This is a genomic window from Streptomyces sp. BBFR51 (assembly GCF_044591655.1).
Taxonomy (GTDB): domain Bacteria; phylum Actinomycetota; class Actinomycetes; order Streptomycetales; family Streptomycetaceae; genus Streptomyces.
The window spans coordinates 4285202-4311025 of sequence record NZ_CP172448.1 but is presented as its reverse complement, the minus strand read 5'-3'; the positions used below and the strand labels follow the sequence as shown (position 1 = coordinate 4311025).

Here is a 25824-nt window from a genome sequence, read left to right as displayed (position 1 = left end):
GCCCGACCGACCGGAGCCCCGGCCCCTCAGCAGAGGGACCGGGGCTCCGTGCCACTGAGGTCCTTGAAGAACCTCAGTGGGATGCAGTCGCGTGCGCGCTCGATGGCCGTCTTCTCCCGCCGCGCCGTCCTCAACGTCGCCATGCTCCTCCGGGACAGCGAAGTCGCACGTCAGGTGCGTGTCTACCTCCTGGACATGGAGTACCTGGCCCGCACACAGCCTGTGGAAAACCCGGCACCGACTGACAACTCCGCCCTCGACGCCCGCATCGACCAGCGCATCACCCACATCCTGGGCCGGACCGTCGTACCGATGTTCAACGCCCTGATCGCCACTTCCGGCGAACACCGAAGCGAGCTCATCGAACTCCGCGAGGACATCGAGAACGTCGAACGCAAACTACTGTGCTGGCACGACAGGCGCCTCGCCGTCCTGGAGGGCGAGGCGCCCGTGGAAGGCGTCAGGGCGAAGCTCGAGGCCATGACGTGGCAGGCCTTCGAGCACCACGTCGCCGGGCTGATGCAGCGTGACGGGTGCGTCGACGTCGTCGTACGGAAGGCCCGCACCGACCGAGGCATCGACATCACCGGTCGCACCGTCGACGGACGTACGGTGGCCGTCCAGTGCAAGAACCGGACCGGACGCCGGACCGTTCCCAGCGCCGACATGCAGAAGTTCGCCGGGGCGGCGCGCGCCATCGACCCCGTGGACATCGCGCTCTTCGTCGCCACCTGCAACTTCAGCCACGAGGCGGAGGCGATCGCCAAGCTCAGCGGCGTCATCACCGTGAACCGTGACGCGTTGGAGGCCTGGAGCGCCGGAGCGCGCCTCACAGCTCTCCGTTAGGGCGTCACCTCACCGCAGCTCCGCCGGTGGCGTCCGCTCCCCGTCCACCTTCTCCGTGCGCTCCAGCTCGCCCCACACCACGTACCGGTACCGGCTCGTGTACACCGGGGTGCAGGTCGTCAGGGTGATGTAGTGGCCAGCCTTCTTCTTGCCGGACTCGCCCGGGACCGCTTCGAGGACCTTGACGTTGAACTTCGAGGTCTCGGGGAGGACGGCGTACGTCTTGTACACGTACCAGGTGTCCTTCGTCTCGAAGACGATCGGGTCACCCTTCTCGATCTTGTCGATGTCGTGGAACTTCGCCCCGTGCCCGTCACGGTGGGCGGCGAGCGAGAAGTTCCCCTTCTTGTCCGAGGTGGGCAGCGTCGCCTTGACCGGGTCGGTGTAGTAGCCGGCCACGCCGTCGTTGAGGATCTTCATCGACGTGCCCTTCTCCACCAGGATGTCGCCCTCGCCCATCGCCGGGACGTGCAGGAAGCCGATGCCCGCCTTGGTGTCCAGCGCCCCGGGACCGTCCGGACCGCCCCCGCCCACCCGGTCCTGAGCCCAGTGGTCACGGACCTTGTCGGCCTGCTTGTCCGCCGCCCGGTCGGCGACCACGTTCGTCCACCACAGGGAGTAGACGACGAACAGGCCCAGCACCAGGCCCGCGGTGATGAGGAGTTCACCCAGGACGCTGACCGCCTGCGCGACGATCCGCCCGGGACGACGCCGCCCGCGACCGCGCGCCTCGGCGTTCTCCTGGTGCTCCGTGTCGGTGGTCGCTGCCACTGGTCATCCGCCCTTAACTGACGAGCGCATCCGGCTTGCCCTTGCTGCGCGGCCGTTCCTCGACCATCTTGCCCCAGACGATCAACCGGTACTTGCTCGTGAACTCCGGCGTACAGGTCGTCAGGGTGATGTACCGACCCGGCACCTTGAAGCCCGACTGCTTCGGAACCGGATCCAACACGCTGACGTTGCTCGGCGACGTCACCGGCAGGATCGACGCCATCTTGTAGACGAAGTAGTCGTCCTGGGTCTCCACGACGATCGGATCACCCGGCTGCAGCTTGTTGATGTACCGGAAGGGCTCGCCCTTCGTGTTGCGGTGCCCCGCCAACGCGAAGTTGCCCGTCTTCGCGTCCGGCATCGCCGTCTTCAGCGCGCCCTCCGCATAGTGCCCGACCATGCCGCGGTCCAGCACCTTCTTGTTGCTGATGCCCTCCGCGATCGGCACCACCACGTCCAGCTTGGGGATGTGCAGCAGCGCGAAACCCTGCCCCGGCTCGAAGCTCCCCGGACTGCGCTTGCCACTCGCCCAGTCCTCCTGGAGGTCGCTCGCCGCCTTGTCCGCCTGCGCGTGCGCCCGCACGTTCGTCCACCACAACTGGTACGTGACGAACAGCAGCATCAGCACACCGGTCGTGATGAAGATCTCACCAATGGCACGACTGGCGATCACCGCGGGGCCGGGCTTGCGGGCGCGCGCCTGACGACGTGCCTCCACGCGCGACAGAGGCGCTTTCGGGGCGTCCTCCGCTCCATCCCCCGCCGACCCGCCCCCGGACGCCCCACGGCGCCCGTGACGCCGTTTCGCGGCCTTCCTGCGCGCCGCACGGCCGCCGGACGGAGTCTCGGTCGTCGTCCGCTGCGGCGGAGGCTCCGGGATCCGCAGCGCCACCGTCTCCTCGTCGACGGGACCGACGGAGGCGACGGAGGCGAAATCCTCGTACCAGCCGTCCCCGAGCGCACCGGAATCCCCGTACGGCTGCCCGTACGAGGCCCCCTGGTCACCGGCCGTGCCGGAGTCCCGCTCGGGGCGCAGCGCGGTCACGCCGTGGCCCTGCCCACCACCGGGGCGAGCCCCGCCGACCTCGCCACCGCGTCCTGGTCGCCGCACTCCACCAGCCAGTTGGCCAGCATCCGGTGCCCGTGCTCGGTCAGCACCGACTCCGGATGGAACTGCACGCCCTCGACGAGCAGTTCACGGTGACGCAGCCCCATCACGATCCCGTCGGACGTACGGGCCGTCACCTCCAGCTCCGCCGGCACCGTGCCCGGCTCCGCCGCCAGCGAGTGGTACCGCGTCGCCGTGAACGGGGAGGGCAGACCCGCGAAGACACCCTTGCCCGTGTGCTCGACCGGCGAGGTCTTGCCGTGCAGCAACTCCGGCGCCCGGTCCACCACACCGCCGTACGCCACCTGCATCGACTGCATGCCGAGGCACACCCCGAAGACCGGCACCCCGGTCGCCGCGCAGTGCCGGACCATGTCGACGCAGACCCCCGCCTGCTCCGGCGTACCCGGACCGGGAGAGAGCAGTACGCCGTCGAAGCCGTCCTGGGCGTGCGCCGTCGACACCTCGTCGTTGCGCAGCACCTCGCACTCCGCGCCGAGTTGGTAGAGGTACTGGACCAGGTTGAAGACGAAGCTGTCGTAGTTGTCGACGACGAGGATGCGCGCGCTCACTGGTTGTCCACCGTCACATCGTTGAAGGGAAGCAGCGGTTCGGCCCACGGAAAGACGTACTGGAAGAGGACGTAGACCACGGCCACCGCCAGCACGAGCGAGAGCAGCGCCTTCACCCACGCGTTCCCCGGCAGATGCCGCCAGATCCAGCCGTACATGCCGTCCCTTCCGTCGCACCACGACGCCGCAATCACGCCGTACCGCACCAGACTAGCGGCGCGGGGCCCTGCGGAACGGCCTCAATCCACAGGCTGGGCATAGTGCAGGTCCGCCGTGCCCGAGTAGCCGGGCAGCGTGACCTTCCCGTCGTCCTCGACCTTCCAGCCGAGCCCGTACACGTTGACGTACACCATGTAGTTCTGGATCGCCGGCGACGCCGCCAGCGCGTCCTTCAGCCGCTCCGGGTCACCGACCGCCTGGATCTTGTACGGCGGCGAGTAGACGCGGCCCTGAAGGATCAGGGTGTTGCCGACGCAGCGCACCGCACTGGTGGAGATCAACCGCTGGTCCATGACCCTGATGCCCTCGGCACCGCCCTGCCACAGCGCGTTCACCACCGCCTGGAGGTCCTGCTGGTGGATCACCAGGTAGTCGGGCTGCGGCTCCGGATAACCGGGGAGCTTGGCGGTGGCGTCCGGCGGGGCGTCGTCGAGCGTGACGGAAATCGCCTCGCCCTTCAGCTTCTGCGTACCCGCCTTCTTCTCCAGCGCCGCCAACTCGTCGTCCTGCGACTTCGTCCGTCCGTCGTCGCGCTCCGCCAGCGACTCGACGTCCTCGCGCAGGTCCGCGTTGGACTCCTCCAGCCCGCCGTTCTCCCTGCTGCGCTCATGGATGAGATCGGACAACTTGAGCAAAGAGGCGTCCGTACGGATATTGGTGCCCTTCGCGGTATTGAAGCTGGTGAAGAAAATGAGACCCGCGAGAGCGAAGACGGCCGCCGTGAGCACGCGCACGGGCCGGAAACGGCGGCCGCGGGCAGGACTGGATCCCGTCCCGGGGGAGTCGGCAGAATTGCTCAACGTACCCTTATCTCCTTCGGCGCCACGGAAGGACTACGCTAACGGACGCCCGGGGGAGCGCTCAGAGTCCCCTTGTCCCATGTACGCCGCCCCCGAGACCGACCCCCGTTCCCTGCGCGGCCACGCAGCGCATCGACAGGAGAGACCCTCGTGCCGAAGTCACGTATCCGCAAGAAGGCCGATTACACGCCGCCGCCCTCCAAGCAGGCGACCAGCATCAAGCTGACCAGCCGCGGCTGGGTCGCGCCGGTCATGCTGGCCATGTTCGTCCTCGGCCTCGCCTGGATCGTCGTCTTCTATGTCACCGACGGTTCACTGCCCATCGACTCCCTGGGCAACTGGAACATCGTGGTGGGCTTCGGCTTCATCGCCGCCGGATTCGGTGTCTCGACGCAGTGGAAGTAGCCCGGTGGTAGCTCCTCAGTAGCTCTGCCCAGGGCTATCCACGGAGTTATCCACAGGCGTTATCCACATGGGGAAAAGAAAGACGATCTGTGGATAACCCACCGGGCATTGACGCCGGTGTGACGGAAGTACCGGCTGGACCCAGGTTCCGAAAACATGTTCGCCCCCTGCCTGACCTGCAATAACACTGGTCAGCGACAGGGGGCACATGTGTTCCCGCACGCTGTGCACAAGATCCGACACCCTCCGACATCCGCTGTGGACAACGGGGGAACGCTCAGGTGAGCTGGGCCGTTCTCAACAGCGTCACGCCGACGACGGCCACGAGGACCAGCGCGCAGGAGCCGTACTGCACGAGCGTCCGCCGCTCGCGCGGGGCGTGGAGCATGGCGTAGCCGATGACGCCGCCGGCGACGAGACCGCCGATGTGGGCCTGCCAGGCGATGTTGGCCCAGGTGAAGGTGAAGACGAGGTTGATCGCCAGCAGGATGACGACCGGCCGCATGTCTGCGTTGAGCCGGCGCACGAGGGCGGCGGTGGCGCCGAAGAGGCCGAAGACCGCGCCGGAGGCGCCGAGGGTGGCCGTGGTGGGTGAGGCCAGCAGGTAGGTGAGGGCGCTGCCGGCGAGGCCGGAGACGAGGTAGAGCGCGAGGTAGCGGGCTCTGCCGAGGGCTGCTTCCAGGGGGCCGCCGAGGAACCAGAGGCTGATCATGTTGAAGCCGATGTGCCAGATTTCCTCGTGGGTGAACATCGTGGTCACCAGGCGGTACCACTCGCCCTCCGCGACGCCCTCGGTCGGGGCGAAGGGAGCGGGGGGCCAGCGTCCGATGAGCACCATGTCGCTGAGGAAGGACGACGGGAGCGCCTGGACGGCGATGAACACCGCCGCGTTGATCCCGATGAGGATCTTGGTGAGGAGGTGGGGGTCGGCGGCGACCGTGCCGCCGGCGAGGGTGCGGGGCCGGGAGGCGGCGGGGGCGGGTCCGTTGCCGCCGGTGCGGCCGGCGGCGCAGTCGGGGCAGTGGAAGCCGACGGAGGCGTTGACCATGCAGTCCGGGCAGATGGGGCGTTCGCAGCGGGTGCAGCGGATGCCGGTCTGGCGGTCCGGGTGGCGGTAGCAGCCGGGCGGGCTCTGGGCGTCCGGTGGGCCGGCGGCTGCGTGGTCCATGGCTTCCCCTCGGTCGTCCTGCGGGCGGTGTGTGCAGATGCACCGCCCCGCCCTTCTTTACGGTTGGGCGGGGCGTTTGGTTCCTGCCCGGTGCGGAGGTGGGTCAGCCGTTGCGGGTTTCGACGACGACCGTCTCGATGACGATGTCGTTGACGGGGCGTTCGGTGCGGGGGTTGGTCTGGGTGGCGGCGATGGTGTCGACGACCTTCTGGCTGGCGGTGTCGGTCACTTCGCCGAAGATCGTGTGCTTGCGGTTCAACCAGGTCGTCGGGGAGACGGTGATGAAGAACTGCGAGCCGTTGGTGCCGGGGCCGGCGTTGGCCATGGCCAGTAGGTAGGGCTTGTCGAAGGCGAGGTCGGGGTGGAACTCGTCGGCGAACTGGTAGCCGGGGTCGCCGGTGCCGTTGCCCAGGGGGTCGCCGCCCTGGATCATGAAGCCGCTGAGGACGCGATGGAAGACGGTGCCGTCGTAGAGCCTGGCCGTGGATTTCTCGCCGGTGGCGGGGTGGGTCCACTCCCGCTCGCCGCGGGCGAGCTCGACGAAGTTCTTGACCGTTCTGGGTGCGTGGTTCGGCAGCAGCCGCACCTCGATGTCACCTTGGTTGGTCTTCAGGGTGGCGTAGAGCTGCTCGGCCACGGGGTGCCTTCCGTCGTCCTGTTGTGCGCCCCGATCCTCGCACGGGCGGGGGTGCGTTCGTAGTTCATCCCGCTGGGTCACGAGCGCGGGGCGTGGATCCGTGGCATTGTCGTGGGCGGGATCGCGTTGCCCGGTATTCATCCGTTATTGACGTTGATCGGCTCTTGTTCGCAACTTCATCACCACTTGCCCCAGAGGGCCCGGAGGCATCGTCCGTGACCCGGATGCCCGCCCTCACATGCCTGGCGGTGCGTCCGCAGGCATGATCCGTAAAAGGGTGGAAAGTCGAATTACCGTACGCCACCGAGGAGGAGGAACCCGTGACCCGCATCGACAGCGTGCGCGCCGCGACCGGTTCGGCGAAGGACAGCGTGCTGCACGCCGCGGAAGCGGTGGCGCCCTACGCCGACACGGCCAAGGACAGGGCCGCTCACTATGCACAGGAGGCGCGCGTACGGCTGGCGCCCAAGGTGTCGCAGGCCGCAGATCAGGCTCGTCTTCAGTACGGCGTGCGTGTCGCGCCGCGGCTGGAGCAGGCCCGTACGCATGTGCCGCCGAAGATGGACGCGGCCGCTCAGGAGGCTGCCGTCCGTACGCGTCTGGCCGCTCGGCAGGCGGCCGACTATTCACGCCCGATGATCGAGCAGGCGGTGGCCGCGGCCGGCCCGGTGAGGGACGAGGCCACGGCGCGGGGCGCTGCGGCGCTGGCCGCTTTGCGGGGTCAGGTGACGGCGAAGGAGATTCAGAGGCTGACGCGCAGGCATCAGCGACGGGCGAGGGCCGGTCGTGTCGCCAAGGTCCTGGCGGTGGTGGGTGTCGTCGCGGGCGGTGCCTTCGCCGCTTGGAAGTGGTGGGACAAGCAGGCCAACCCGGACTGGCTGGTGGAGCCGCCGGAGGCGACGGAGGTTCCGGAGTCGGGGCGGCTGACGTCGGTGGACGGTACCGGGGAGGCGGTTCTCGATCCCGAGGTGCAGGCCAAGCAGGCGCAGGAGGAGGCGGAGGGCGAAGAGCCCCGCTGATCCTCCGCATCCTCGCCGGGCCGGCGTCGATCAGTTTTCCAACCGCCGCGGGGCGGGAGACTCTCCAGTCTCCCGCCCCGCGGCGATGTTTCACGTGAAACGGGCGTTCAGCGGCCGTAGCGGCGTTCTCGCAGGGAGTAGGAGCGCAGGGCGCGCAGGAAGTCGATCTCGCGGAAGTCCGGCCAGTAGGTCTCGCAGAAGTGGACTTCGGCGTAGGCGGACTGCCAGAGCAGGAATCCGGAGAGGCGCTGTTCGCCGGAGGTGCGGATGATGAGGTCGGACTCGGACCGTGTCTTGGAGTACAGGTGCTTGGAGATGTGCTCCATGGTGAAGGTCTCGATGAACTCGTCGATGTCGCCGCCCTGGGAGCTGTGCTCGGTGAGGGCGGAGCGCACGGCGTCGACGATTTCGCGTCTGCCTCCGTAGCCCACGGCGACGTCGACCTTGGTGCCGCCCTTGCGGTCCTGGGTGGCGGCGGTGGCGGTCTTGAGGCGGCTCGCGGACTCGGCGGGCAGCAGGTCCAGGGCGCCGACGGCTTCCACGGGCCAGGGGTTGCCGGGTGCGGCGAGCTGCTCGACGACTTCGGCGATGATGTCGATGAGCGGTTCCAGCTGCTCCTCGGGCCGGTGGAGGTTGTCGTCGGAGAGCATGAACAGGGTGACGTGCTCGATCTGCGCGGAGTCGCACCAGCGCAGGAAGTCCAGCACTTTCGCCCCGCCGGCTCGGTAGCCCTCGCGGGGGTCGGCGATGCCGGACATCTTGGCCCACCGGCGGTTGCCGTCGAGCATGATGCCGATGTGCTGGGGGCGTGGGCGTCCTTCCAGCTCTCTGACCAGCCGCTTCATATAGAGCGCGTCGAGAGCGGCCCGTACCTTCGCCCGCATGGTCTACCCCTTCCACCTCGTCGGTAGCGACCGGACGGCTCCGACGGCGATGAGCCACGTGGCACCGCCCCGCGGGGGTGTGGCGCTGATGCCCTGTGGGGTGACGATATCAAGAGCAGACAGCACTGCCGGGGCGCCGAGATCGGTCCGTTTGTGGGTCCGTTCCGGTTGTGTCGCGTGAGCCGGAGGGTTGTTCCGCGTTCTCAACAGGCCCTTTCCGTACGGTCGTTGATGATCATTCGGTTGGAGCGTGCGTTGTCGGGGGTGCCGCGCGGGCGCGGACGGTGAGGAAGGTCTCCGTGCCGCCGGGGTGGAGCGGACGGATACCCGCGTTCGGCCCGAGGAACGCACAGAGCGCCTCCGCCGTACGTTTCCGCAGGTCGGAGGCGCTCTTGACGGTGGAGCCTAGGGGAGTCGAACCCCTGACATCTGCCATGCAAAGACAGCGCTCTACCAACTGAGCTAAGGCCCCTTGGGAGGCGGCGTCGGTCGTGGTGTCGCGGACCGCCGGTCGCCGCGGACAAGAGTACCGGGTCGCCCCCCGTATCTCACAAATGATTGGGGCTCCCGGGGAACGACCACGCTCCGTAAGATGCTCGGCGTGGTTCGCTGGAGCGAACTGCGGTTTTTGGGGAAGCGATGGGGAGACGCAATGGACGCCGCACAGCAGGAAGCCACCGCAAGAGCGCGGGAACTGCAGCGGAACTGGTACGGGGAGCCGTTGGGGGCGCTCTTCCGCAGGCTTATCGATGATCTCGGTCTCAACCAGGCTCGTCTCGCGGGGGTGCTGGGGCTGTCCGCGCCGATGCTGTCGCAGCTGATGAGCGGCCAGCGGGCGAAGATCGGCAATCCCGCGGTGGTCCAGCGGGTGCAGCTGCTGCAGGACCTGGCGGGGCAGGTCGCGGACGGCAGTGTGAGCGCGGCCGAGGCGACGGAGCGCATGGACGAGATCAAGAAGTCCCAGGGGGGCTCGGTGCTCAACAACACCACGACGACCACGACCAGTTCGGGCGCGCCCACGGTCAAGCGGGTGGTCCGTGAGATCCAGTCGCTGCTGCGTTCGGTGGCGGCCGCGGGGGACATCATCGACGCGGCGGACTCCCTTTCCTCCTCTCATCCGGAGCTGGCGGAGTTCCTGCGGGTCTATGGCGCGGGTCGTACCTCGGACGCGGTCGCGCACTACCAGTCCCACCAGAACTGATCCCGGGGTCCGGTCGCCGCGAGGGGGTCGGCGGCCGGGCCGCGGGAGTGGCGCGACAGGTCCCAGGGGAGGAGCGGCGCACAGCCATGGGTGAGGTCTTCGCGGGTCGGTACGAGCTGGTCGACCCGATCGGCCGCGGTGGGGTCGGTGCCGTCTGGCGTGCCTGGGATCACCGGCGCCGGCGTTATGTGGCCGCCAAGGTGCTCCAGCAGCGGGACGCGCATTCGCTGCTGCGGTTCGTGCGTGAGCAGGCGCTGCGGATCGATCATCCCCATGTGCTGGCGCCGGCGAGCTGGGCGGCCGACGACGATCAGGTGCTGTTCACGATGGACCTGGTCACGGGCGGTTCGCTGGTCCACCTGGTCGGGGACTACGGTCCGCTGCCGCCGGCCTTCGTGTGCACGTTGCTCGACCAGCTTCTGTCGGGGCTGGCGGCGGTGCACGGGGAGGGGGTCGTGCATCGTGACATCAAGCCGGCCAATCTGCTGCTTGAGGCGACGGGGACGGGCCGTCCGCGGCTGAGGCTGTCCGACTTCGGTATCGCGATGCGGCTGGGTGAGCCGAGGCTGACGGAGACCAACCTCGTGGTGGGGACGCCTGGTTATCTCGCGCCGGAGCAGATGATGGGCGCGGAGCCGGATTTTCCGGCGGACCTGTTCGCGGTGGGTCTTGTGGCCCTGTATCTGCTGGAGGGGGCCAAGCCGGACGCCAAGGCGCTCGTGCAGCATTTCGCCGAGCGTGGTACGCCGCCCGCGCCGCAGGGGATTCCGGAGCCGCTGTGGCAGGTGGTGGCGACGCTGGTGCAGCCGGATCCGCCGGCGAGGTTCCGTACCGCGACGGGGGCGCGCAAGGCGCTGGCCGCGGCGGCGGAGCTGCTGCCGGAGCCCGGTCCCGACGACGAGCTGATCGAGATCTTCGATCAGGTCGGGCCGCTGCCGTCGGGGTTCGGCGCCGACGGTCCGCTCAAGCGGGCGTCGGGGGTGGACGACGTGGCGACGGACCCGCGACGGCCGGCCGGACCGGGTGCGGCTCCGGCCGCCGCGCCGCCCTGGACCGCGGCGACCCCGGGCGACCCGTCGCCGGCCCCGGACCGGACCCCACCGGCGCCCGCCGGTCCGCTGCCCGGCGGCACACCGCCCGCCGGCGCCTGGACGCCCTCCACTCCGGCGGCGACCGGTACTCCGCCTGCCGCGGCCGGCACGCCGTCGGAGGCCACTGCCGACTCCGGGCGGCCGGGCGGCATGTCGGAGACCGGCAGTTTTGAGCTGCCGCCTCCGCAGCCGACCGTCACCTCGGGGTCGGCGGCCGATGCGCGGTCGTCCGCGCAGAGCCCGGTCTTCACGGGCAGCCCGCAGTACCGGTCCCAGGACTGGTCCCCGGACCAGCCGCCGCGCATGCCGCCGCACGTGCCGCCGCTTCCCGCCCGGGCTCTGGCGCCGTCCCCGCCCCGGCCTGCCGACGCTCCCACCGCCGCGTACACCGCGGGGTCCGCGCAGAGCGCCTCTCCCGTGCAGCACCGCGGGGGTCGGCGGCGGCGCCGTTCGGGTCCGCCGGCGCGGGTGGCGGTGCCGCTGCTGCTGCTGGCGCTGGCCTGCTATGCCGTGGGTTTCTGGGCGCTGGCCCGTATCTGAGTGCGGCCCGGCGGGCCCTAGGGTCGGCGCCGGGCCGCCGCCGTCCACAGGGCCAGGGCCAGGAGCAGCAGGCTGCCGGTTCCGATCCCGGCGACGGCGACCGCCTTCATGGTGAGGTTCTCGCCGGTGGACCCGCTCTCCGGCGCGGTCGCCCGGTCCTGTGCGGAGACCTCGAAGAGGCCCTCGGGCCGGGACTTTCCCGCGTAGTCGGGGCCGCTCCGCTGTGCTCCCCCGAGTCGTACGCGCAGGGTCAGGTCGAAGGGGCCCTCGCCGAAGTCGTCGGCGACCTGTGCCGCGAGGTGGACCACGACGTAGTAGTCGCCGGCGAACCGCAGTGCGCCGACCTGTCCCGAGGTGGCGTACCGGTTGGGGTACGCCACGGGTGGCAGGGGGGCGAGGCCGACGGTGGCCGGCCGGCCGGTGTAGCCCTTGGCGGCGTCGTCGACCTCGCCGCGCACGGGGTTGTGCAGGGCCAGTCGCAGGGCGCTGGTGGCGTAGCCGGAGGCGTCGCCGGAGCCGCCGAGTTCGGCGGTCGCGTACACCTGGCGGCCCCAGTCGACGGGCACCTTGTAGTAGAGGGTCTGGCCGGGACGGATGGCATCCTGCCATACGCCCTGCCCAACGGCGGTGGCGTGGGCGAAGCCATTGCCGCCCGGCCGGCGTTCCGGCTCGCCGGCGAGGGGTTCGGGCGAGGCGGAGTCCCAGGTCTCGGGTGCACGGGTCGCGCCGTCCTGTCGCGGGCGGGGTTCGGTGGCGGCGGTGAGTTCCAGGTCCCAGTCGTCCGGCGGGGAGTCCTGGGGCCGGGTCCGCTCGACGGTGACGTAGTAGGTGCCGGCGTCCTGGCAGCGGTTGGCGCCGGGGGTGATCTCGCGCATGCCCCAGGCGGTGACCGGGCGGGGGCTGTGGGCGGCGCCGAAGGTCGCGCTGTCGGAGGAGCAGGAGCCGCCGTCGGCGTCCTGGACGGCGACGCGGATGCCGTCGACGGCGGTGACCTCGCCGTCGGGTCCGGGTACGGCGGTGACGGAGACGTAGGCGTCGGAGGCGGCGTCGAGTTCGAGGCGGTAGTAGAGGGTGCCGTTTCTCGGCAGGGAGCCGCGGTACGTGGCGCCGGCCTCCAGCGGTTCGGCCTCCGAGGCGGCGCTCGCGCCCGTGATCCGGCGGGCGTCGTCGGCGAAGTCGTATCCGGCGGGCGCACCGGCCGCGAGAGCCGCAGCGCCGGGCGGGGCGGCGGTCGTGGCCAGTGCGACGGTCGTGGCCACAGTGGCGGTCACGACGGCCAGCCGCGCGGGCACCGTCGGCCGGTCACGCCCCGTCCCGGCGCGCCGCCAGGCCGTACACCACCGTCCCATGACCCGCCACCCCTCGCGTCCACCGGCTCTGTCGCCGCCCGCCCCGCGCGGACCGTGCCCCATCCTGCCGCGCACCCCCGCGCTCCCGCACCCCCGCGCCCGGCGCGCGGAGCCGGGCAACACAAAACCCCGACCGTTTGACGGCCGGGGTCTGCTCAGGACCGGATGTCGGTCGTACTCACGAACCCGTGGGCACGGAGTCAGTCGCCTCCGTCCACAGATCCTGCTCGGCGCGATCCGCCTGGATCTGGCGGTACACGAGGAGCCCGCCGATGGCGGCCAGTGCGACCAGGAGAAGCTTCTTCACCGCGCGACCTCGTCTTTCCTTGACGTAGGGGACCTCTGGCGCCCGACTATACACACCGGCCGATACCGATCGGTGACCTGCGTCGGCGGTCAACTGCCCGTCGCCGGAACCCTCTAGAAGCGGATGCAGCCGTTCCGATCGGAGGGTGATCGCACCCCTACACGCGGCGACTTTTGCCCTCTTCCCTCCCGTCTGCGCACCTTTTACAGCGCCCTGCGGCTATTCGGGTGGTGTTCATCTGAACATCGACGCGCCACGGACCGAGGTCCACCACTTCGCGGCCCACATACACATCATGAGGAAAGTACGCAAATCGCCCAACCCGAAAGTGAGGGGTTATGGCCCGGAACAAGGTCATGACGCTGTGGACCACCATCGTCACCGCCTTCCTCGCGCTGTGCACGGCGCTCGGACTCATCACGACGACGGCCTCCGCGGCCGTACCGCAGACCGGAACGCACAGCAACGCCGAGAGCGCCTCCCCGCAGGAGGCGCCCGCGGCCTCGGTCCCCTGGTCCTGGTCCCGTACCGGCTCCCTGCCCCCCACGATGAAGCAGCGCATCCGCGCCGAGGCCCACGGGGCGGCGCCCAGTTGCCGTCACCGCCCGCTCGCCGACGCCACCGCCACGGCCGTCGCCCCCCAGTGCGACGACACCGTCGCCGAGTCTCCGGACCAGCACACCGCCCCGCTCCAGCGCTGAGCGGGCCGCGAGACCCCCGACCCTGACGTAACGGCGATCTGCGTACAGCACCACACGCGAGAAACGGCCCGGCGGCTCGACAGAGCAGCCGGGCCGCCGCCGTGTGCGGGACGACGGCCCTCGGCTCCTCGGGCCCTCTTCAGGAGTTGTAGCCTGCGAGCGCGACAACGAACCGGGCGACGGACCTGACGACCGACCGGACGACGGACCTGACGACCGACCGAAACCCTGAGTGCGAGTGCCAAAGGCGTACGAAATGATCGCGGACGACCTCCGGCACGCGACGATTGCCGCCGTGAACCGGCGCGTCGTCGTCGTCACGGCCGTCCACGGTCCCTCGGCCCACTTCCTGCCGCAGGCCCACGCGTCGTTGTGCGCACAGGAGTTGCCCGAGGGCTGGGAGTGGCGCTGGGTGATCCAGGAGGACGGCCGTACGCGGGACGTCCGGCCGTATGTGCCCGACGATCCTCGTGTCGTCTTCCACCAGGGGCGACAGGACCGGCAGGGCGGGCCGGGGGTGGCCCGCACGATGGCCCTGGCCCACGTGGACGGCGCGTACGTGAAGGTCCTGGACGCCGACGACCGGCTCGCCCCGGGAGCCCTGGCCCGCGACCTGGCCGCCCTGGAGGCCGACCCGGCGCTCGGCTGGGCGACCTCGCGGGTCCTGGACCTCCTGCCCGACGGCTCGACGGCCGGTTTCCCCGGGGACCCGGAGCACGGGCCGATCGAGCGCGGGGCGGTGCTCGACTTCTGGAAGGCGAACGGCTTCCGCGCCCAGGTCCACCCGGCGACGCTCCTGGTACGGCGTGCTCTGCTGCTCGCCCTCGGCGGCTGGATGGCCCTGCCCGCGTCCGAGGACACCGGTCTGCTGCTCGCGCTCAACTCCGTGAGCCGGGGGTGGTTCTCCGGGGAGGTGGGCCTCTTCTACCGCAAGTGGGAGGGCCAGGTGACCGGCCACGCGGGCCATGTGGACCCCGCCGAACGCGATGCCCGGATGGCGGTGGTGGAGGCCAGGGCGAGGGCTCTGGCCTCCTTCGGGTGGCGTCCGCCGGACGGTGCCGACGGCCCGCGCGCGCGTCCGTGAACCGGTGGGGCGGCATCGCTGCGGGCCGTCCCGGGGGTCAGGGAAGCCTCTCCGCGTCGACCCGCGAGAAGACCAGGTCGCTTTCCTCGGTCACCGGCCCGCGCCAGCGGACCGGCGCCAGGGGCTCATGGCTCAGCGCCGAGGGGTAGCTCCCCGGCGCGTAGTCGTTGGCCAGCCGGTACACGTGGAACCCGGCGTCACGCATGACCCCCAGCAGGTCGTCGACGGAGTCCCCGAGCCGGGCCATGCGCTCGGGCGCCACCTCGACGCTGATCTCCGCGTCGGACCGCAGATCGCCCAGCATCGGTGCCAGACCGCGCACGACGCTCCCCTCCGCGCCCTCGACGTCGATCTTGATCACCCGGGCGTTCGCGATCTCCGCCGGGCCGAGCAGGTCCGGCAGCGTCCTGGCCTCCATCTCGAAGCTGGACTCCGCCGGGCCGTCGTACGGGACGATGCTGTTCGCCCCCGTGTTCCGTGAGCTGGCGAGCACGAAGGTCAGCGTCCTGGACCGGTCCGAGACGGCGGCGTTCAGCGCGCGGATGTTCCCGAGGGCGTTGAGCCGCGCGTGCCCCACCAGACGGCGGTGCAGCTCGGGGGACGCCTCGATCGCGACGACCCGGCCCGCGGCACCGACCAGTTGGGCCGCGAGGACGCTGAAGACGCCGATGTTGGCCCCGACGTCGACGAAGCCGTCCCCCGGTCGCAGCCGGCGCCGCAGCCAGCCCGTCATGTGCGGCTCCCAGGCGCCGAAGAGGTACAGGTACCGCTGGATGAGGTCCTGCGTGTCCACGGCGAACAGACCGCCGGAACGCGCTTCGACGACTCTCCTGCGGGGGTGCTCGCGCAGCTGCGGGTCGACCAGGCGCGCGGCGAGGGCCGCCTTCCCGAAGGTGCCGGGGCCGTTGCGCACGTACCGGGCGGCGAGGGTGACCAGGGCATGTGGCACGGAACCGCTCGGTCCGCCTCGGATGCTCAGTCCCCTGCCGTGATGGTGATCGCGGCGGACGGACATCCCTCGGCCGCCTCGCGCACCCGCGGGGCGTCGACGTCGTGCTCCCGGCCGGGTATGACGGCACCGAGGCCGTCCACCTGGGTGAAGACGGACGGGGCCCGGTGGACGCAGTCGCCGGAGCCGTAACACTGCTCGGGGTCGACGGAGATCCTCATACGCACTCCAGCGGCGGTCGATGTCGGAGTCTTCACGACGTGACTGCCCGCGGATCGGCGCGCCGAATCCGTCCCGTCCGCCTACCCGTTGGCGGGCGCCTGCCCGTTGGCCGGCGGCGGCCTGGAGGAGTGGCGCGAACGGCACCGGTGACGTTCCGGGGCCCCACGTACGCGTCGGCATGGTTTGGCTCCGGTCCCTCCCCTCGTGGGGACCGGTGCCAAACCATGCCGGCGCCGTTTTCGCGTGCGATACCGGAACGGGTCGGAAAGGGTCTGGCCACCGAAAACTGACCGAGAACATGCGGTCACGTGGGGTGACACTTCGAGCGCTGGGCCGCTGACCTGTCAGGGTGCCGCGAGACCGCCTCGCCACTGCGGTGCGATCCTGCCACCTGTGGTCGCCGCAGAGGAGGTTCCGGAATCATGACGCCGATGTAGTCGCAGGTCAGGCGTATAGAGTGAGTTTTCCGGTCCGGACGTCCAGGTGCGGGGGAAGTAAGGAGTGGAGACCTTGAGTTTCGACTCAGGGGCACGCACGGCCTTCGCGGAACGCCTCGCACTGCTGTACAGGGAGGCGGGCAACCCTCCCCTCAAACGCGTGTCCGAGGCCGTCGTCCGGCTCCAGCGGGTCGACGAACGGGGGCGGCCCGTACGGGTCTCCGCCCAGCGGATCAGCGACTGGCGGCGGGCCAAGAACGTGCCCGCCCAGTTCCCCGCCCTCGCGGCGGTCCTGCACGTACTCGTCCCGCAGGCGCGGCGGGCGCGGCCCGTACCGGTCTCCGCCGGTCTCTACGACCTGACCCAGTGGCAGCGCCTGTGGGAGCGGGCGGTGGCCGACCCGACCGCCGAACGCCCCGCGCCGCCCGCGGCGGAGGAACAGCCCCCTGCCGAGACTCCGGCCGCCAGCGGCGGGGTCTGCCCCTACCGGGGGCTGGCCGCCTACCGCAGGCAGGACGCCGGCTGGTTCTTCGGGCGGGAACGGAGCACGCAGGCCCTCGTCACCCAGCTCCACGCGGCGCGGGACACGGGCGGGCTGGTCATGCTCGTAGGCGCCTCCGGGGCGGGGAAGTCCTCCCTGCTGCACGCCGGCCTGGTGCCCGCCCTGCGCGACGGCGCGCCTGACGCGGCGGACGGGCCGCCCCGGGAGGACGGGGACACCGGGGTGTCCGGAGAGGCCGGGGAGTCCGGACAGGCCGGCGAAGCCGGGGAGGCCAGGGAGGTCCTCCAGCTCGTGCCGGGGGCCGACCCACTCGGAGAGCTGACCCGACTGATACCGCAGCTCGCGCCGGTCGTCCGCGCCGCGAGGCAGGCGGCGGCACCGGGCGACCTGGACGGGGAAACCGGGGAAACCGGAGAAACCGCCCAGACCCTGGAAAAAGGGGAGAAGAGCGCGAAGGCCGAGAAGGCGGACGCCGACGATCCGCGGACCGAGGACGCCGCCAGGGCGGCCTTCACTGCATGGGCGGCGCGCGGCGACGCCCCGCCGGACCCCCCTCCGGTCGTCATCGTGGACCAGTTCGAGGAGCTGTTCACGCTCTGCGCCGACGAGACGGACCGGCGCCTGTTCATCCGGCTCCTCCAGGCCGCCTGCGTGCCCGGCGACGCGCGGAGCGCGGCACCCGTGCTGGTGACGCTGGGCGTACGCGCCGACTTCTACGACCAGTGCCTGCGCCATCCCGAGCTGGCCGACGCGCTGCAACACCGGCACATGGTGCTCGGGCCGCTGACCACCGCGGAACTGCGCGAGGCGGTGACCGCTCCGGCCAGGGCCGTCGGCATGGAACTCGAACCGGGGCTCGCCGAGCTGATCATCCGCGAGGTGAGCACCGACGGCCCACGCGGGGCGCACGACGCGGGCGTGCTGCCGCTGCTCTCCCACGCCCTGCTCGCCACCTGGCAGCGGCGCAAGGCGGGCCGGCTGACCCTGGCCGGGTACCGCGCGGCCGGCGGGATCCAGGGCGCGGTGGCCGCGACCGCCGAGCGTGCCTGGTCGGGCCTGGACCCGGCGGCCCGCGCGGCCGCGAGGCTGCTGCTGCTCAGGCTGGTCCGGCTGAGCGAGGACACCCAGGCCACCCGCAGGCGCAGTACGCGGCGCCGGCTGGCCGAGGAGTCGGGGGACCCGGGCAAGACCGAGGAGTCCCTCGAGGCGCTGGTGCGGGCCCGGCTGGTGACACTCGACGCGGACACCGTGGAGATCACCCACGAAGCGCTGCTCCACGCCTGGCCCCGGCTGCGCGACTGGATCGACGAGGACCGCGCCGGCAACCTGCTGCGCCAGCGTCTTGAGGAGGACGGCCTGGCCTGGGAGGAGTCCGAGCGCGACGCCTCCCTGCTCTACCGGGGTTCCCGGCTGGCGCAGGCGAGCGGCTGGGCGGAGTCGGCCGACGACACGTTCCTGACCCGCAGCGCGGTGGAGTTCCTCGCCGCCGCGGTCAGGCTGCGCAGGCGCACCGTCCTGATCAGTCGCGCCGCGGTCTCGGCGCTGGTCGTCCTGGCCCTCGTGGCGGTCGGTTCGGCGGTGATCGCCTGGCAGCAGCGCAACGACGCCGTGTTCGAGCAGGTGGTCGCGGAGGCGGACCGGGTCCAGGACACGGACCCGTCGCTGTCGGCCCAGCTCGACCTGGCGGCGCACCGCCTGCGGCCGGACGACGAGGACGTCAGGAACCGGCTGATCTCGATCGTGAACGCCCCACTGGCCACCCCGCTCCTCGGGCACACGGGCGCCGTCTACCTCACCTCCTTCAGCCCCGACGGACGGACCCTGGCGACGGCCAGCTACGACCGGACGGTGCGGCTGTGGGACGTCTCGGACCCGGCGCGTCCCCAACCGCTGGGCAAGCCCCTCACCGGACACACCAGCTGGGTGAGCACCGCGATCTTCAGCCCGGACGGCCGCACCCTGGCCAGCGCCTCCGACGACGGCACGATCCGGATGTGGGACGTGCGCGACCCCGGCCACCCACGCCCGCTCGGTACTCCCGTGCCCGGTCACGGAGGCACCGTCTACCTGCTCGCGTTCAGCCCGGACGGCCGCACCCTGGCCTCCGCCCACGACGACCACGCCGTCCGCCTGTGGAACGTGGCCGACCCGCGCCGTCCGACAGCGCTCGACACCCTGACCGGGTCCAGCGCGGCGGTGCGCGCGGTGGCGTTCAGCCCCGACGGCCACACGCTCGCGGCCGGCGGCGACGACGACAAGGTCCGGCTCTGGGACGTGGCCGACCCCTCCCGCCCCGAACCGGTCGGCGCACCGCTGACCGGGCACAGCGGCCTGGTGCACTCCGTGGCGTTCAGCCCCGACGGCCGCACCCTCGCCAGCGGCAGCGCGGACGACACCGTCCAGCTCTGGGACGTGCGCGACCCGGACCGTGCGAAGCCCGTAGGCGCACCGCTCACCGGCCACAGCGGCCCCATATGGGCCGTGGCCTTCAGCCCCGACGGCGCCACGCTCGCCGCGAGCAGCGCGGACAGCACGGCGAGCCTGTGGAACGTCAGCGACCCGGCCTACCCCTCGCAGGTCGGCGTGCCCCTCGCCGGAAGCAGCGGCGAGATGTACGCGCTCGGCTTCAGCCCCGACGGCCGCACCCTCGCCACCGGCAACGGTGACAGCAAGGTCCGCCTGTGGTCGCTGCCGACGTCGGACATGATCGGCCGCACCGGTGCCTTCCGCCCGGACGGGCGGGTACTGGCCACGGCGGCCCGCGACGGCAGAGTCCGGCTGTGGAACGTGGCGAACCCCGGCCGGCCCGTGTCGCTGAGCGCGCCCTTCAGGCCCGGCGAGGGCGACATCCGGTCGCTGGTGTTCTCCCCGGACGGCCACACGCTCGCGGTGCTCACAGGAGGCCGCGCGCTCCAGCTGTGGGACGTCACGGACCCGGCCCGGCCCACCGCGCACGGACCACCGGTGGCGCTGGACACCCGCTACGCGGGCCCCGACACACTGGCGTTCGGGCCCGACGGCCACACCCTGGCCACGGCCCACGACGACCGCACCATCCAGTTGTGGAACATCGACGACCCGTCCCGCCCCCGCCGCCTCGGCAAGCCGCTCACCGGTCACACCGGGTACGTCAACACCCTCGCCTTCAGCCCGGACGGCCGCACCCTCGCCAGCGGCAGCGCGGACGACACCGTCCAGCTCTGGGACGTCACCGACCCCGACCACGCGACCCGCCTCGGCGCACCCCGTTCCGGGCACCTCGGGCCCGTCAACGTCGTCGCCTACAGCCCCGACGGCCACGCCCTGGCCAGCGGCAGCGACGACGGCACGGTCCGCCTGTGGGACATCACCGACCCGGGCGACGGGTCCGCCGCGGAGTCCGCTCTCGCCGGACACACCGACTCGGTGGTGTCGCTGACGTTCAGCCAGGACGGCGACACCCTCGCCAGCGGCGCCAACGACAACACGGTCCGGCTCTGGAACGTCACCTCACCCGCCGGGGCCGCTCCCCTCGGCCAGGCGATGAGCCCCAACGCCAAGACGGGCAACTTCCTGTCCTTCAGCCCCGTGAGCCACATGCTCGGGGTGTCCAGCGGCACGGACACCGTCCGGCTGTGGAGCCTGGGAGTGGACGACGCCATCGACCGCATCTGCTCCGCCACCCGGGGCGTGCTGACCAAGGAGAAGTGGCACGAGTACCTGCCACGCCTGGAGTACGACCCGCCGTGCGACCCCTGAACACCCCCCAGGAAGCACGTGATCCCTGTCACATCACCGATGCCCGACCGACCAGTCGGCACCCGCCACGCACCCGGCCTTGTTAGCCTTGGCCACAGCCCGACCGCTGGCGCATCCCCCGTCGCCAGCGGTCGGGTCTTTTCACACCCACCGCCCCGCACTTCGCGGCAGTCCCGAGAACCCCAGACACCAAAAACCCCCAACCGAATCCGGCTGGGGGTCTTCATGCTGGTGGGGCTAACAGGATTTGAACCTGTGGCCTCATCCTTATCAGGTCAATCACGGGTAGCCAGGAACCTTGGTAAATCCGTTCTGCGCCCGGGCTCCTCGGCCGCTGGCATCCGACGCCGATCGCCACTGTCCGTGGCTGTTGGTGTCAGGCATTGGTGTCAGACCAGCAAGGCTCTCTTGACAAGCTGAGTGACGTGCTACCGGTTGGCGACCATGACGACATAGACGCCGCCGACGACCGCGGCCAGGCAGACCACAACGGCAGCGATCGCGGCAACGCCGACCACTCCCGTCACGCCCAGAATCGCGGTCCATCCCACCCGAGTCACCCGCTCGGACCGTTTGACTGCGCTCTCGTAGTCGCTGTCGTCGTACCAATCTCCATCGGTCATGGCACCCCTGCTCCAAAGCATAGATGGCGCGGCCGACTCCTTTCCCCAGCCCACCACTGTCCCTAGCGCCCATCCCGTCCGCCGTCGACCCACACACCGTGGAGCGGGCGTGGTTCATGGCGTCCAGGTGGAGCGCGCCACTGTACGAACGACCTGGACGCCATGGGCCGCGTCTGCTCGGCTTTGCCTGGGTCGATGGTGGTCGGGATGGGCGCTCCCCGCGCACGCCACTACGGACCCGCAGCCGGGAACGGCGCCCCCTCCATCCCGGTGCCGGGCGATCCCCCGCCGGAGGCATCGCCTTGACCGTGGGCCGCACTATACGGTGATCGACTCATGGCTACCGGCCCTATCCACATGTGGGCGCGCGTCGGCGGCGGCAGCGCCGAGCGGGCCGAAGGCAGGAGCGCGGGCGCAGCCGCCGCCGACGCGCGCCCGGCGGAGCGGAGCGCAGCCGGGGCTTGATGAGGTAGAGAAACCTGTAACAGCTCACGTCGTTGCCTGGTCAGGACGAGGGTGCACCGGTGGTCAGGAGTCGGCTCGTGAATCCGGCTTGGCAAAGGCGCTCGTACGCCTCGATCACGTCGGCGGGTACGGATTGGCTGATCAGGAAGCCCTGATCCGGGTAGACCAACAGACGCTGTAGCGCGCCAACGAGCATGTCGATCACCGTGCGGGCGTCACCGATGGAGTCGACGTACTCGTTCAGCGTCATCGGGCTGGACGCGCTGACGATCTCAACTTCGGGCCACAGCTTGCGCGCCGTGGCGTACGCCCGCCGCTCCTCGTACGGCTTGCTGATCAGCAAGACCGAGGACACCTCAATGCCGGCCTCCTTCAACAGCTCGCGCGAGAAGCGGATGTTGTCGCCCGTGTTCCTCGCCCGCGGCTCCACCAGAACGGCTGAGCTGGGGACGCCAAGCTCAAGCGCGCGCTCTCGGTAGTGGACCGCCTCACCTCGTGGCATGCGTTCTCGCGTGGTGGGGCTGGTGGCGCCGGTAAATACGATCAGTGGAGCCATGCCGCGCTCGTACAGTTCGGCCGCCGTGTCGGCGACGCCCAGGTCGTGACTGCCGAGCCCGATTGCGACAGAACAGGGCCGGGGTGTGTGGCCCATCTGGTGGTACTCCCACAGAAGTCGCGTATCGGCCCAATTCTGCGTTGAGATCACTGCTGGTCTTCCCTGCTCTCCGCCGAGTCCGGCACCTTGAAGTCGTACTCCCAGGCGAAGCGTGACGCAGCGTGCACGCCGATGGCGAACTCCACCACGGTGCCGTCCGCCGTGTAGGTGGTGCGGTGCAGCTCGACGATCGGCTCCCCGGGCGGCAGTTGCAGGAGACTCACTTCGTCGGCCTTCGGCGCCCGAGCAAAGATCCTCTCCTGCATGTGATCGATCTCGTAACCCGCGTCGTACAGCACGCGAAAGCCACCACCCCGGCCGGCGGGGCCTGGTGTCGGGTCAACGATGCGCGTGCCTTCGACATGCTCGGGCCGGTAGTAGCTGGTCAGAGTGTGCGTCGGCTGGTCACCCTCCTTGACGAGCCGTGCGCGGGCGTAGACCGGGGCGCCCACTGACAGGCCGTGCGCGGCTGCCACCTCTGCCGACGCTTCAACAAGGCTGACCGTCTGGGTCTGCTCGTTGCGGCGGTACGCCCGTCCCGAAGCCACACGGTCCGCAATGAACGCCACCTCGTCGCCGTCGCGCCACTTCGCCTTGTCGTACCTGGCGATGCCGAGTCGTTTAAGCGGGACTTGCTGCCGAACAACCGTGCCGTGACCTCGGGATGAGGTGACCAGCCCCTCGGCTTCCAGCGCTTTATAGGCAGCGTGAACGGTCGCCTTGGAGCCTTCGCCGGCCTCGACCAGCTCCCTGATGTGCGGCAACTGCTGGCCCGGGGCGTAGTCACCCCTCTCGATCTGCTCAGCCAGCTTGTCCGCCAGCTCCCGCCACTTCGGCGCCATCACGCAACCCCTCTCTACGAGGTCCAGTGAAACATAGTCCTAGGACTGTTGACAGTCCTAGGACTGCGGTGCAATATCTCTCTTGTCGCTCGCAGTCCTAGGACAGCGGGAGGCGCGCGGCTCCTATTGAGCTGCTCCGTCGTCAAACAGGGAGTTCTGATGCCGTCCTTCAAGATCGACGTTTCGACCGCCATCGTGTTCGTGGCAACCGCGCCGGAACCGAAGATGGCCAACAAGAAGACCGGTGAGCGGGCCGTCGACCGGGACACCGGCGCGGGCCTATCGACCGTGGGCCTGCTCGTTTCGGACGAGGGGGAGGGCAACCTCTACCAGGTCACCATCCCGGAGACGGGCTACCCGGAGGGTCTCGCCCCGGGCATGCCGGTGCGGGTGGTCGGCCTCAAGGCGCGTGACTGGGAGAACGAGTTCAACGGCCAGAAGCGGCACGGGATCTCGTTCCGCGCAGTCGCGATCACCTCGGCGGCCTGATCATGGCTGACCTGACGATGTGGCTGGAGGCCACGGGCGCCTTAGCGGGTGCCGGCGGTGTCGGCTACGCGAAGCACCGGGCACCGCGCCTGTACTGGTCGACGGTGGGCCTGCCGCTGACGTGGGGCCGGTTCACCTTCTCGTACGCGTCCACGATGGAGGTGTGCGGGCTCACGGTGCAGCCGTCCGGACTGCGGGCCTTCATGACGCGCAACCTGTCCCGTCGTGAGGTGCGGCCGGTGCCGCCGAAGGTCCGCCGGGTCCGGCCCACCTCGACCGGACTGCGCATCACGCTGCGCCTCCCGGCCGGCCTGGAGCCCGCCGACGTGGCCACCTCCTCGGAGCGGCTGCGCCACGCGTTCGGCGTGCAGTCGGTCAACGTGACGGAGACCAAGCCCGGCTACGTGGAACTGCGGATGACGGGCTACGACGTGCTGCGCCGCGTCCGTCTCCCGCGCTCCGCTCAGCCTCGTGGCCTGGTCGTTCCGGTGGCGCTGCGGGAGGACGGCACGGTCTTCGAACGGGACTACCGCGCGGTTCCGATGGCGCTGACTCTGGGTGCGAACCAGTCCGGCAAGTCCGTGTACCAACGGAACTTGGTCAAGGGCCTGGCGAAGCTCCCGGTCGGATTGATCGGCATCGACTGCAAGCGCGGTGTCGAGCACAGCCGCTACGCGCCTCGCCTCTCCGCCCTGGCCACCGATCCGGACATGGCCGGACGGCTGATAGACGCGCTGGTCCTGGAGATGAGTGAGCGGTTCGATCTCCTCGCCCTGCACGGCGTCTCGGACGTGTGGGACCTGCCCGCGAAGCTGCGGCCGGTGCCGCTGGTCGTCCTGATCGACGAGGTGGCAGAGCTGTTCTTCGTCACCTCCAAGAAGGAGGAAGCGGCACGGGACCGGACGGTCATGCAACTGGTCCGGCTGGGGCAGATGGCCCGCGCGATCGGCATCTACCTGGAGGTCTGCGGGCAGCGCTTCGGCTCCGACCTCGGCAGGGGCGCCACCGCGCTTCGTGCCCAGCTCACCGGCCGTGTGGTCCACCGCGTCAACGACAAGCAGACCGCCGAGATGGGCCTGGGCGACATCGCGCCGGATGCGGTGATGGCGGCAACCTCGATCCGCGCCGATCGCCCCGGTGTCGCGGTGGCCGGTGACACCTCCGGTGGCTGGTCCCGCATCCGCACCCCGGAGACCTCGCCGGCTGAAGCGGCCGCCGTGTGCCGGGAGTTCGCCCACCTCACCCCGGAGCTGCCGTTCCTGGCCCCGTTCCGGCCGCCGATGGGTGCCGCCGGCGTCCACCGACCCGCCGCTGATCGCCCCGAGACCCTGACCTCGGAAACGGGGGATCGCTCATGACTGCGCGCAAGACCGCCAAGCCCACGACCGTGCCGTGTCCGTCCTGCAAGGGCACGGGGGAGGTCTCCCGTTCCGTCCGCGTCGGACGCAAGCGCAGGACGGTCGGCCAGCAAACCGGCATGTGCCTGAACTGCTTCGGCGCCGGCGAGATCCCGGCCTCCGACTGATCCCAGAGGGGAGGTGAAGAGTCGTGTTCCGCTCGATCCGCATCGACGCCGTACTCATCCAGGCCGTGATCGCCGGGGCTCTGTCCTTCGCCCACCTGCACGACCTTGCCGAAGCGGCCGGACAGACCGGATGGAAGGCCTGGGCCTATCCCGTCTCCGTCGACCTGCTCCTGGTCGCCGTGTGGCGTCGGCTGCGCACCGAACGCTCGAAGCTGGCCTGGTTCTGGTTCCTGGTCGCCCTGGTCGCCTCCCTCGGCGCGAACATCGCCACCGCCGGGCTCCTCGACCTCGAACAGGTTCCGGCCTGGCTGCGCATCCTCGTCGCCGGCTGGCCCGCCTTGGCCTTCCTCGGCGGCACCCTGCTCGCCCACACCCCGACCGACCCGGCCCCCGCACCGGGCCCGGAACCTGCGCCCCGGTCCGTGCCGGTCGTCGACCGCCCTTCGGTTCGCGAACCGGCCTCAGAAATCCCGACCCCGGAGCCTGCCCCGGCCCTGCCGGAAGCCCTGGCTTCGGTCCCCGCGGTTCCGCCTGCGCTGGTCGACCATGCCCGGAAGGTCGCCACCGAGCACCGCACCCGGACCGGAACGGACATTGACACCGCCACCCTGCGCGCTCGCCTCGGCGTCCCGGAAGACCTCGCCGGCGCGATCGTCGCCCAACTCGCCTGAAAGG

Annotated in this window: 27 protein-coding genes, 1 tRNA gene and 2 pseudogenes; 14 read left to right on the top strand and 16 right to left on the bottom strand. The window is 70.6% G+C overall.

Annotation, left to right across the window (positions count from 1 at the left end):
* The first annotated feature begins 81 nt into the window (after positions 1–81).
* Entirely contained in the window at positions 82–846 is a 765-nt protein-coding gene (locus ACGH7X_RS19645) for a restriction endonuclease (protein WP_399886694.1), read from the top strand.
* 9 nt (positions 847–855) lie between these two features.
* On the opposite strand, the gene ACGH7X_RS19640 is transcribed toward ACGH7X_RS19645, so the two are convergent.
* The 5 genes from ACGH7X_RS19640 to ACGH7X_RS19620 all read right to left on the bottom strand — a co-directional run bounded on the left by ACGH7X_RS19640 (position 856) and on the right by ACGH7X_RS19620 (position 4316).
* On the bottom strand, positions 856–1617 hold the full coding sequence (locus ACGH7X_RS19640) for a class E sortase (RefSeq protein WP_399886693.1): 762 nt from the start codon (positions 1615–1617) through the stop codon (positions 856–858).
* A 13-nt stretch (positions 1618–1630) separates the two neighbouring features.
* On the bottom strand, positions 1631–2662 hold the full coding sequence (locus ACGH7X_RS19635) for a class E sortase (protein WP_399886692.1): 1032 nt from the start codon (positions 2660–2662) through the stop codon (positions 1631–1633).
* Positions 2659–3297 carry an aminodeoxychorismate/anthranilate synthase component II gene (locus ACGH7X_RS19630; RefSeq protein WP_399886691.1) on the bottom strand — a complete coding sequence of 213 codons (639 nt, stop codon included), beginning with the start codon at positions 3295–3297 and terminating at the stop codon, positions 2659–2661. Before ACGH7X_RS19630 ends, ACGH7X_RS19635 begins: the two co-directional genes overlap by 4 nt.
* Positions 3294–3455: a hypothetical protein gene (locus ACGH7X_RS19625; RefSeq protein ID WP_043382636.1), complete on the bottom strand. Its 162-nt coding sequence runs from the start codon at positions 3453–3455 to the stop codon at positions 3294–3296. The genes ACGH7X_RS19630 and ACGH7X_RS19625 overlap by 4 nt, the downstream gene beginning before the upstream one ends.
* Before the next feature lie 81 nt (positions 3456–3536).
* Complete coding sequence (locus tag ACGH7X_RS19620; protein ID WP_399886690.1) at positions 3537–4316, bottom strand: DUF881 domain-containing protein; 780 nt, start codon at positions 4314–4316, stop codon at positions 3537–3539.
* 150 nt (positions 4317–4466) lie between these two features.
* Between ACGH7X_RS19620 and crgA the strand changes: the two genes are divergently transcribed.
* Entirely contained in the window at positions 4467–4721 is a 255-nt protein-coding gene (crgA, locus tag ACGH7X_RS19615; RefSeq protein WP_399886689.1) for a cell division protein CrgA, read from the top strand.
* Between the two features lie 277 nt (positions 4722–4998).
* Here the strand turns inward: crgA and ACGH7X_RS19610 are convergent, their stop codons facing one another.
* Positions 4999–5889 (bottom strand): rhomboid family intramembrane serine protease, encoded by an 891-nt coding sequence (locus ACGH7X_RS19610; RefSeq protein WP_399886688.1) that lies wholly within the window; start codon positions 5887–5889, stop codon positions 4999–5001.
* 103 nt (positions 5890–5992) lie between these two features.
* Positions 5993–6526, bottom strand: a complete 534-nt coding sequence (locus ACGH7X_RS19605) for a peptidylprolyl isomerase (RefSeq protein WP_399886687.1) — start codon at positions 6524–6526, stop codon at positions 5993–5995.
* 320 nt (positions 6527–6846) lie between these two features.
* On the opposite strand from ACGH7X_RS19605, the gene ACGH7X_RS19600 reads away from it, so the two are divergent.
* Positions 6847–7545, top strand: coding sequence for a DUF5324 family protein (locus ACGH7X_RS19600; RefSeq protein WP_399886685.1), 699 nt, complete (start codon positions 6847–6849; stop codon positions 7543–7545).
* 107 nt (positions 7546–7652) lie between these two features.
* Here ACGH7X_RS19600 and ACGH7X_RS19595 read toward each other — a convergent pair whose 3' ends face one another.
* On the bottom strand, positions 7653–8429 hold the full coding sequence (locus tag ACGH7X_RS19595; protein WP_399886684.1) for an isoprenyl transferase: 777 nt from the start codon (positions 8427–8429) through the stop codon (positions 7653–7655).
* A 170-nt stretch (positions 8430–8599) separates the two neighbouring features.
* Here ACGH7X_RS19595 and ACGH7X_RS19590 point away from each other — a divergent pair.
* Positions 8600–8788, top strand: a pseudogene (locus tag ACGH7X_RS19590) (hypothetical protein); the annotation flags it as partial.
* A gap of 40 nt (positions 8789–8828) precedes the next feature.
* On the opposite strand, the gene ACGH7X_RS19585 reads toward ACGH7X_RS19590, so the two are convergent.
* Positions 8829–8901 (bottom strand) — tRNA-Ala (locus ACGH7X_RS19585).
* A gap of 180 nt (positions 8902–9081) precedes the next feature.
* On the opposite strand from ACGH7X_RS19585, the gene ACGH7X_RS19580 reads away from it, so the two are divergent.
* Both ACGH7X_RS19580 and ACGH7X_RS19575 read left to right on the top strand, forming a co-directional pair.
* Positions 9082–9630, top strand: coding sequence for a helix-turn-helix domain-containing protein (locus tag ACGH7X_RS19580; RefSeq protein ID WP_399886683.1), 549 nt, complete (start codon positions 9082–9084; stop codon positions 9628–9630).
* Between the two features lie 86 nt (positions 9631–9716).
* Positions 9717–11261, top strand: a complete 1545-nt coding sequence (locus ACGH7X_RS19575) for a serine/threonine-protein kinase (protein ID WP_399886682.1) — start codon at positions 9717–9719, stop codon at positions 11259–11261.
* Positions 11262–11278: 17 nt separating this feature from the next.
* On the opposite strand, the gene ACGH7X_RS19570 is transcribed toward ACGH7X_RS19575, so the two are convergent.
* Both ACGH7X_RS19570 and ACGH7X_RS19565 read right to left on the bottom strand, forming a co-directional pair.
* Complete coding sequence (locus ACGH7X_RS19570; protein ID WP_399886681.1) at positions 11279–12610, bottom strand: hypothetical protein; 1332 nt, start codon at positions 12608–12610, stop codon at positions 11279–11281.
* Positions 12611–12788: 178 nt separating this feature from the next.
* Complete coding sequence (locus ACGH7X_RS19565; RefSeq protein ID WP_003999697.1) at positions 12789–12917, bottom strand: DLW-39 family protein; 129 nt, start codon at positions 12915–12917, stop codon at positions 12789–12791.
* Between the two features lie 338 nt (positions 12918–13255).
* On the opposite strand from ACGH7X_RS19565, the gene ACGH7X_RS19560 reads away from it, so the two are divergent.
* Together ACGH7X_RS19560 and ACGH7X_RS19555 are read left to right on the top strand one after the other, a co-directional pair.
* Entirely contained in the window at positions 13256–13618 is a 363-nt protein-coding gene (locus ACGH7X_RS19560; RefSeq protein WP_399886680.1) for a DUF6344 domain-containing protein, read from the top strand.
* 256 nt (positions 13619–13874) lie between these two features.
* Positions 13875–14702: a glycosyltransferase family 2 protein gene (locus ACGH7X_RS19555; protein WP_399886679.1), complete on the top strand. Its 828-nt coding sequence runs from the start codon at positions 13875–13877 to the stop codon at positions 14700–14702.
* Between the two features lie 37 nt (positions 14703–14739).
* On the opposite strand, the gene ACGH7X_RS19550 is transcribed toward ACGH7X_RS19555, so the two are convergent.
* Positions 14740–15615, bottom strand: coding sequence for an FkbM family methyltransferase (locus tag ACGH7X_RS19550; RefSeq protein ID WP_399897172.1), 876 nt, complete (start codon positions 15613–15615; stop codon positions 14740–14742).
* Between the two features lie 62 nt (positions 15616–15677).
* Positions 15678–15872, bottom strand: coding sequence for a ferredoxin (locus ACGH7X_RS19545; RefSeq protein ID WP_399886678.1), 195 nt, complete (start codon positions 15870–15872; stop codon positions 15678–15680).
* A 502-nt stretch (positions 15873–16374) separates the two neighbouring features.
* Between ACGH7X_RS19545 and ACGH7X_RS19540 the strand changes: the two genes are divergently transcribed.
* Positions 16375–20550, top strand: coding sequence for a hypothetical protein (locus ACGH7X_RS19540; RefSeq protein WP_399886677.1), 4176 nt, complete (start codon positions 16375–16377; stop codon positions 20548–20550).
* A gap of 428 nt (positions 20551–20978) precedes the next feature.
* Here the strand turns inward: ACGH7X_RS19540 and ACGH7X_RS19535 are convergent, their stop codons facing one another.
* Complete coding sequence (locus tag ACGH7X_RS19535) at positions 20979–21173, bottom strand: hypothetical protein (RefSeq protein WP_399886676.1); 195 nt, start codon at positions 21171–21173, stop codon at positions 20979–20981.
* 336 nt (positions 21174–21509) lie between these two features.
* Between ACGH7X_RS19535 and ACGH7X_RS19530 the strand changes: the two genes are divergently transcribed.
* Positions 21510–21638, top strand: coding sequence for a hypothetical protein (locus tag ACGH7X_RS19530; RefSeq protein ID WP_399886675.1), 129 nt, complete (start codon positions 21510–21512; stop codon positions 21636–21638).
* Positions 21639–21678: 40 nt separating this feature from the next.
* Here the strand turns inward: ACGH7X_RS19530 and ACGH7X_RS19525 are convergent, their stop codons facing one another.
* Both ACGH7X_RS19525 and ACGH7X_RS19520 read right to left on the bottom strand, forming a co-directional pair.
* Positions 21679–22344, bottom strand: a complete 666-nt coding sequence (locus ACGH7X_RS19525) for a YdcF family protein (RefSeq protein ID WP_399886674.1) — start codon at positions 22342–22344, stop codon at positions 21679–21681.
* Positions 22341–23135, bottom strand: a complete 795-nt coding sequence (locus tag ACGH7X_RS19520; protein WP_399886673.1) for a GntR family transcriptional regulator — start codon at positions 23133–23135, stop codon at positions 22341–22343. Before ACGH7X_RS19520 ends, ACGH7X_RS19525 begins: the two co-directional genes overlap by 4 nt.
* Before the next feature lie 159 nt (positions 23136–23294).
* Here ACGH7X_RS19520 and ACGH7X_RS19515 point away from each other — a divergent pair, with 159 nt between their 5' ends.
* The 4 genes and pseudogenes from ACGH7X_RS19515 (at position 23295) to ACGH7X_RS19500 (ending at position 25820) form a co-directional block, all read left to right on the top strand.
* Positions 23295–23624, top strand: coding sequence for a hypothetical protein (locus ACGH7X_RS19515; RefSeq protein WP_399886672.1), 330 nt, complete (start codon positions 23295–23297; stop codon positions 23622–23624).
* A gap of 2 nt (positions 23625–23626) precedes the next feature.
* A pseudogene (locus ACGH7X_RS19510) lies at positions 23627–24956 on the top strand (FtsK/SpoIIIE domain-containing protein).
* 22 nt (positions 24957–24978) lie between these two features.
* Positions 24979–25149, top strand: coding sequence for a hypothetical protein (locus tag ACGH7X_RS19505; protein ID WP_399886670.1), 171 nt, complete (start codon positions 24979–24981; stop codon positions 25147–25149).
* 23 nt (positions 25150–25172) lie between these two features.
* Complete coding sequence (locus ACGH7X_RS19500; RefSeq protein ID WP_399886669.1) at positions 25173–25820, top strand: DUF2637 domain-containing protein; 648 nt, start codon at positions 25173–25175, stop codon at positions 25818–25820.
* Positions 25821–25824: the final 4 nt, after the last annotated feature.

What these genes read in the sequence shown, in the direction of transcription:
- ACGH7X_RS19645 (WP_399886694.1), top strand. Translation starts at nt 82, where the DNA reads ATGCAGTCGCGTGCGCGCTCGATGGCCGTCTTCTCCCGCCGCGCCGTC.
- ACGH7X_RS19625 (WP_043382636.1), bottom strand. Translation starts at nt 3,455, where the DNA reads ATGTACGGCTGGATCTGGCGGCATCTGCCGGGGAACGCGTGGGTGAAG.
- ACGH7X_RS19610 (WP_399886688.1), bottom strand. Translation starts at nt 5,889, where the DNA reads ATGGACCACGCAGCCGCCGGCCCACCGGACGCCCAGAGCCCGCCCGGC.
- ACGH7X_RS19595 (WP_399886684.1), bottom strand. Translation starts at nt 8,429, where the DNA reads ATGCGGGCGAAGGTACGGGCCGCTCTCGACGCGCTCTATATGAAGCGG.
- ACGH7X_RS19580 (WP_399886683.1), top strand. Translation starts at nt 9,082, where the DNA reads ATGGACGCCGCACAGCAGGAAGCCACCGCAAGAGCGCGGGAACTGCAG.
- ACGH7X_RS19575 (WP_399886682.1), top strand. Translation starts at nt 9,717, where the DNA reads ATGGGTGAGGTCTTCGCGGGTCGGTACGAGCTGGTCGACCCGATCGGC.
- ACGH7X_RS19570 (WP_399886681.1), bottom strand. Translation starts at nt 12,610, where the DNA reads ATGGGACGGTGGTGTACGGCCTGGCGGCGCGCCGGGACGGGGCGTGAC.
- ACGH7X_RS19560 (WP_399886680.1), top strand. Translation starts at nt 13,256, where the DNA reads ATGGCCCGGAACAAGGTCATGACGCTGTGGACCACCATCGTCACCGCC.
- ACGH7X_RS19555 (WP_399886679.1), top strand. Translation starts at nt 13,875, where the DNA reads ATGATCGCGGACGACCTCCGGCACGCGACGATTGCCGCCGTGAACCGG.
- ACGH7X_RS19545 (WP_399886678.1), bottom strand. Translation starts at nt 15,872, where the DNA reads ATGAGGATCTCCGTCGACCCCGAGCAGTGTTACGGCTCCGGCGACTGC.
- ACGH7X_RS19535 (WP_399886676.1), bottom strand. Translation starts at nt 21,173, where the DNA reads ATGACCGATGGAGATTGGTACGACGACAGCGACTACGAGAGCGCAGTC.
- ACGH7X_RS19530 (WP_399886675.1), top strand. Translation starts at nt 21,510, where the DNA reads ATGGCTACCGGCCCTATCCACATGTGGGCGCGCGTCGGCGGCGGCAGC.
- ACGH7X_RS19520 (WP_399886673.1), bottom strand. Translation starts at nt 23,135, where the DNA reads ATGGCGCCGAAGTGGCGGGAGCTGGCGGACAAGCTGGCTGAGCAGATC.
- ACGH7X_RS19515 (WP_399886672.1), top strand. Translation starts at nt 23,295, where the DNA reads ATGCCGTCCTTCAAGATCGACGTTTCGACCGCCATCGTGTTCGTGGCA.
- ACGH7X_RS19505 (WP_399886670.1), top strand. Translation starts at nt 24,979, where the DNA reads ATGACTGCGCGCAAGACCGCCAAGCCCACGACCGTGCCGTGTCCGTCC.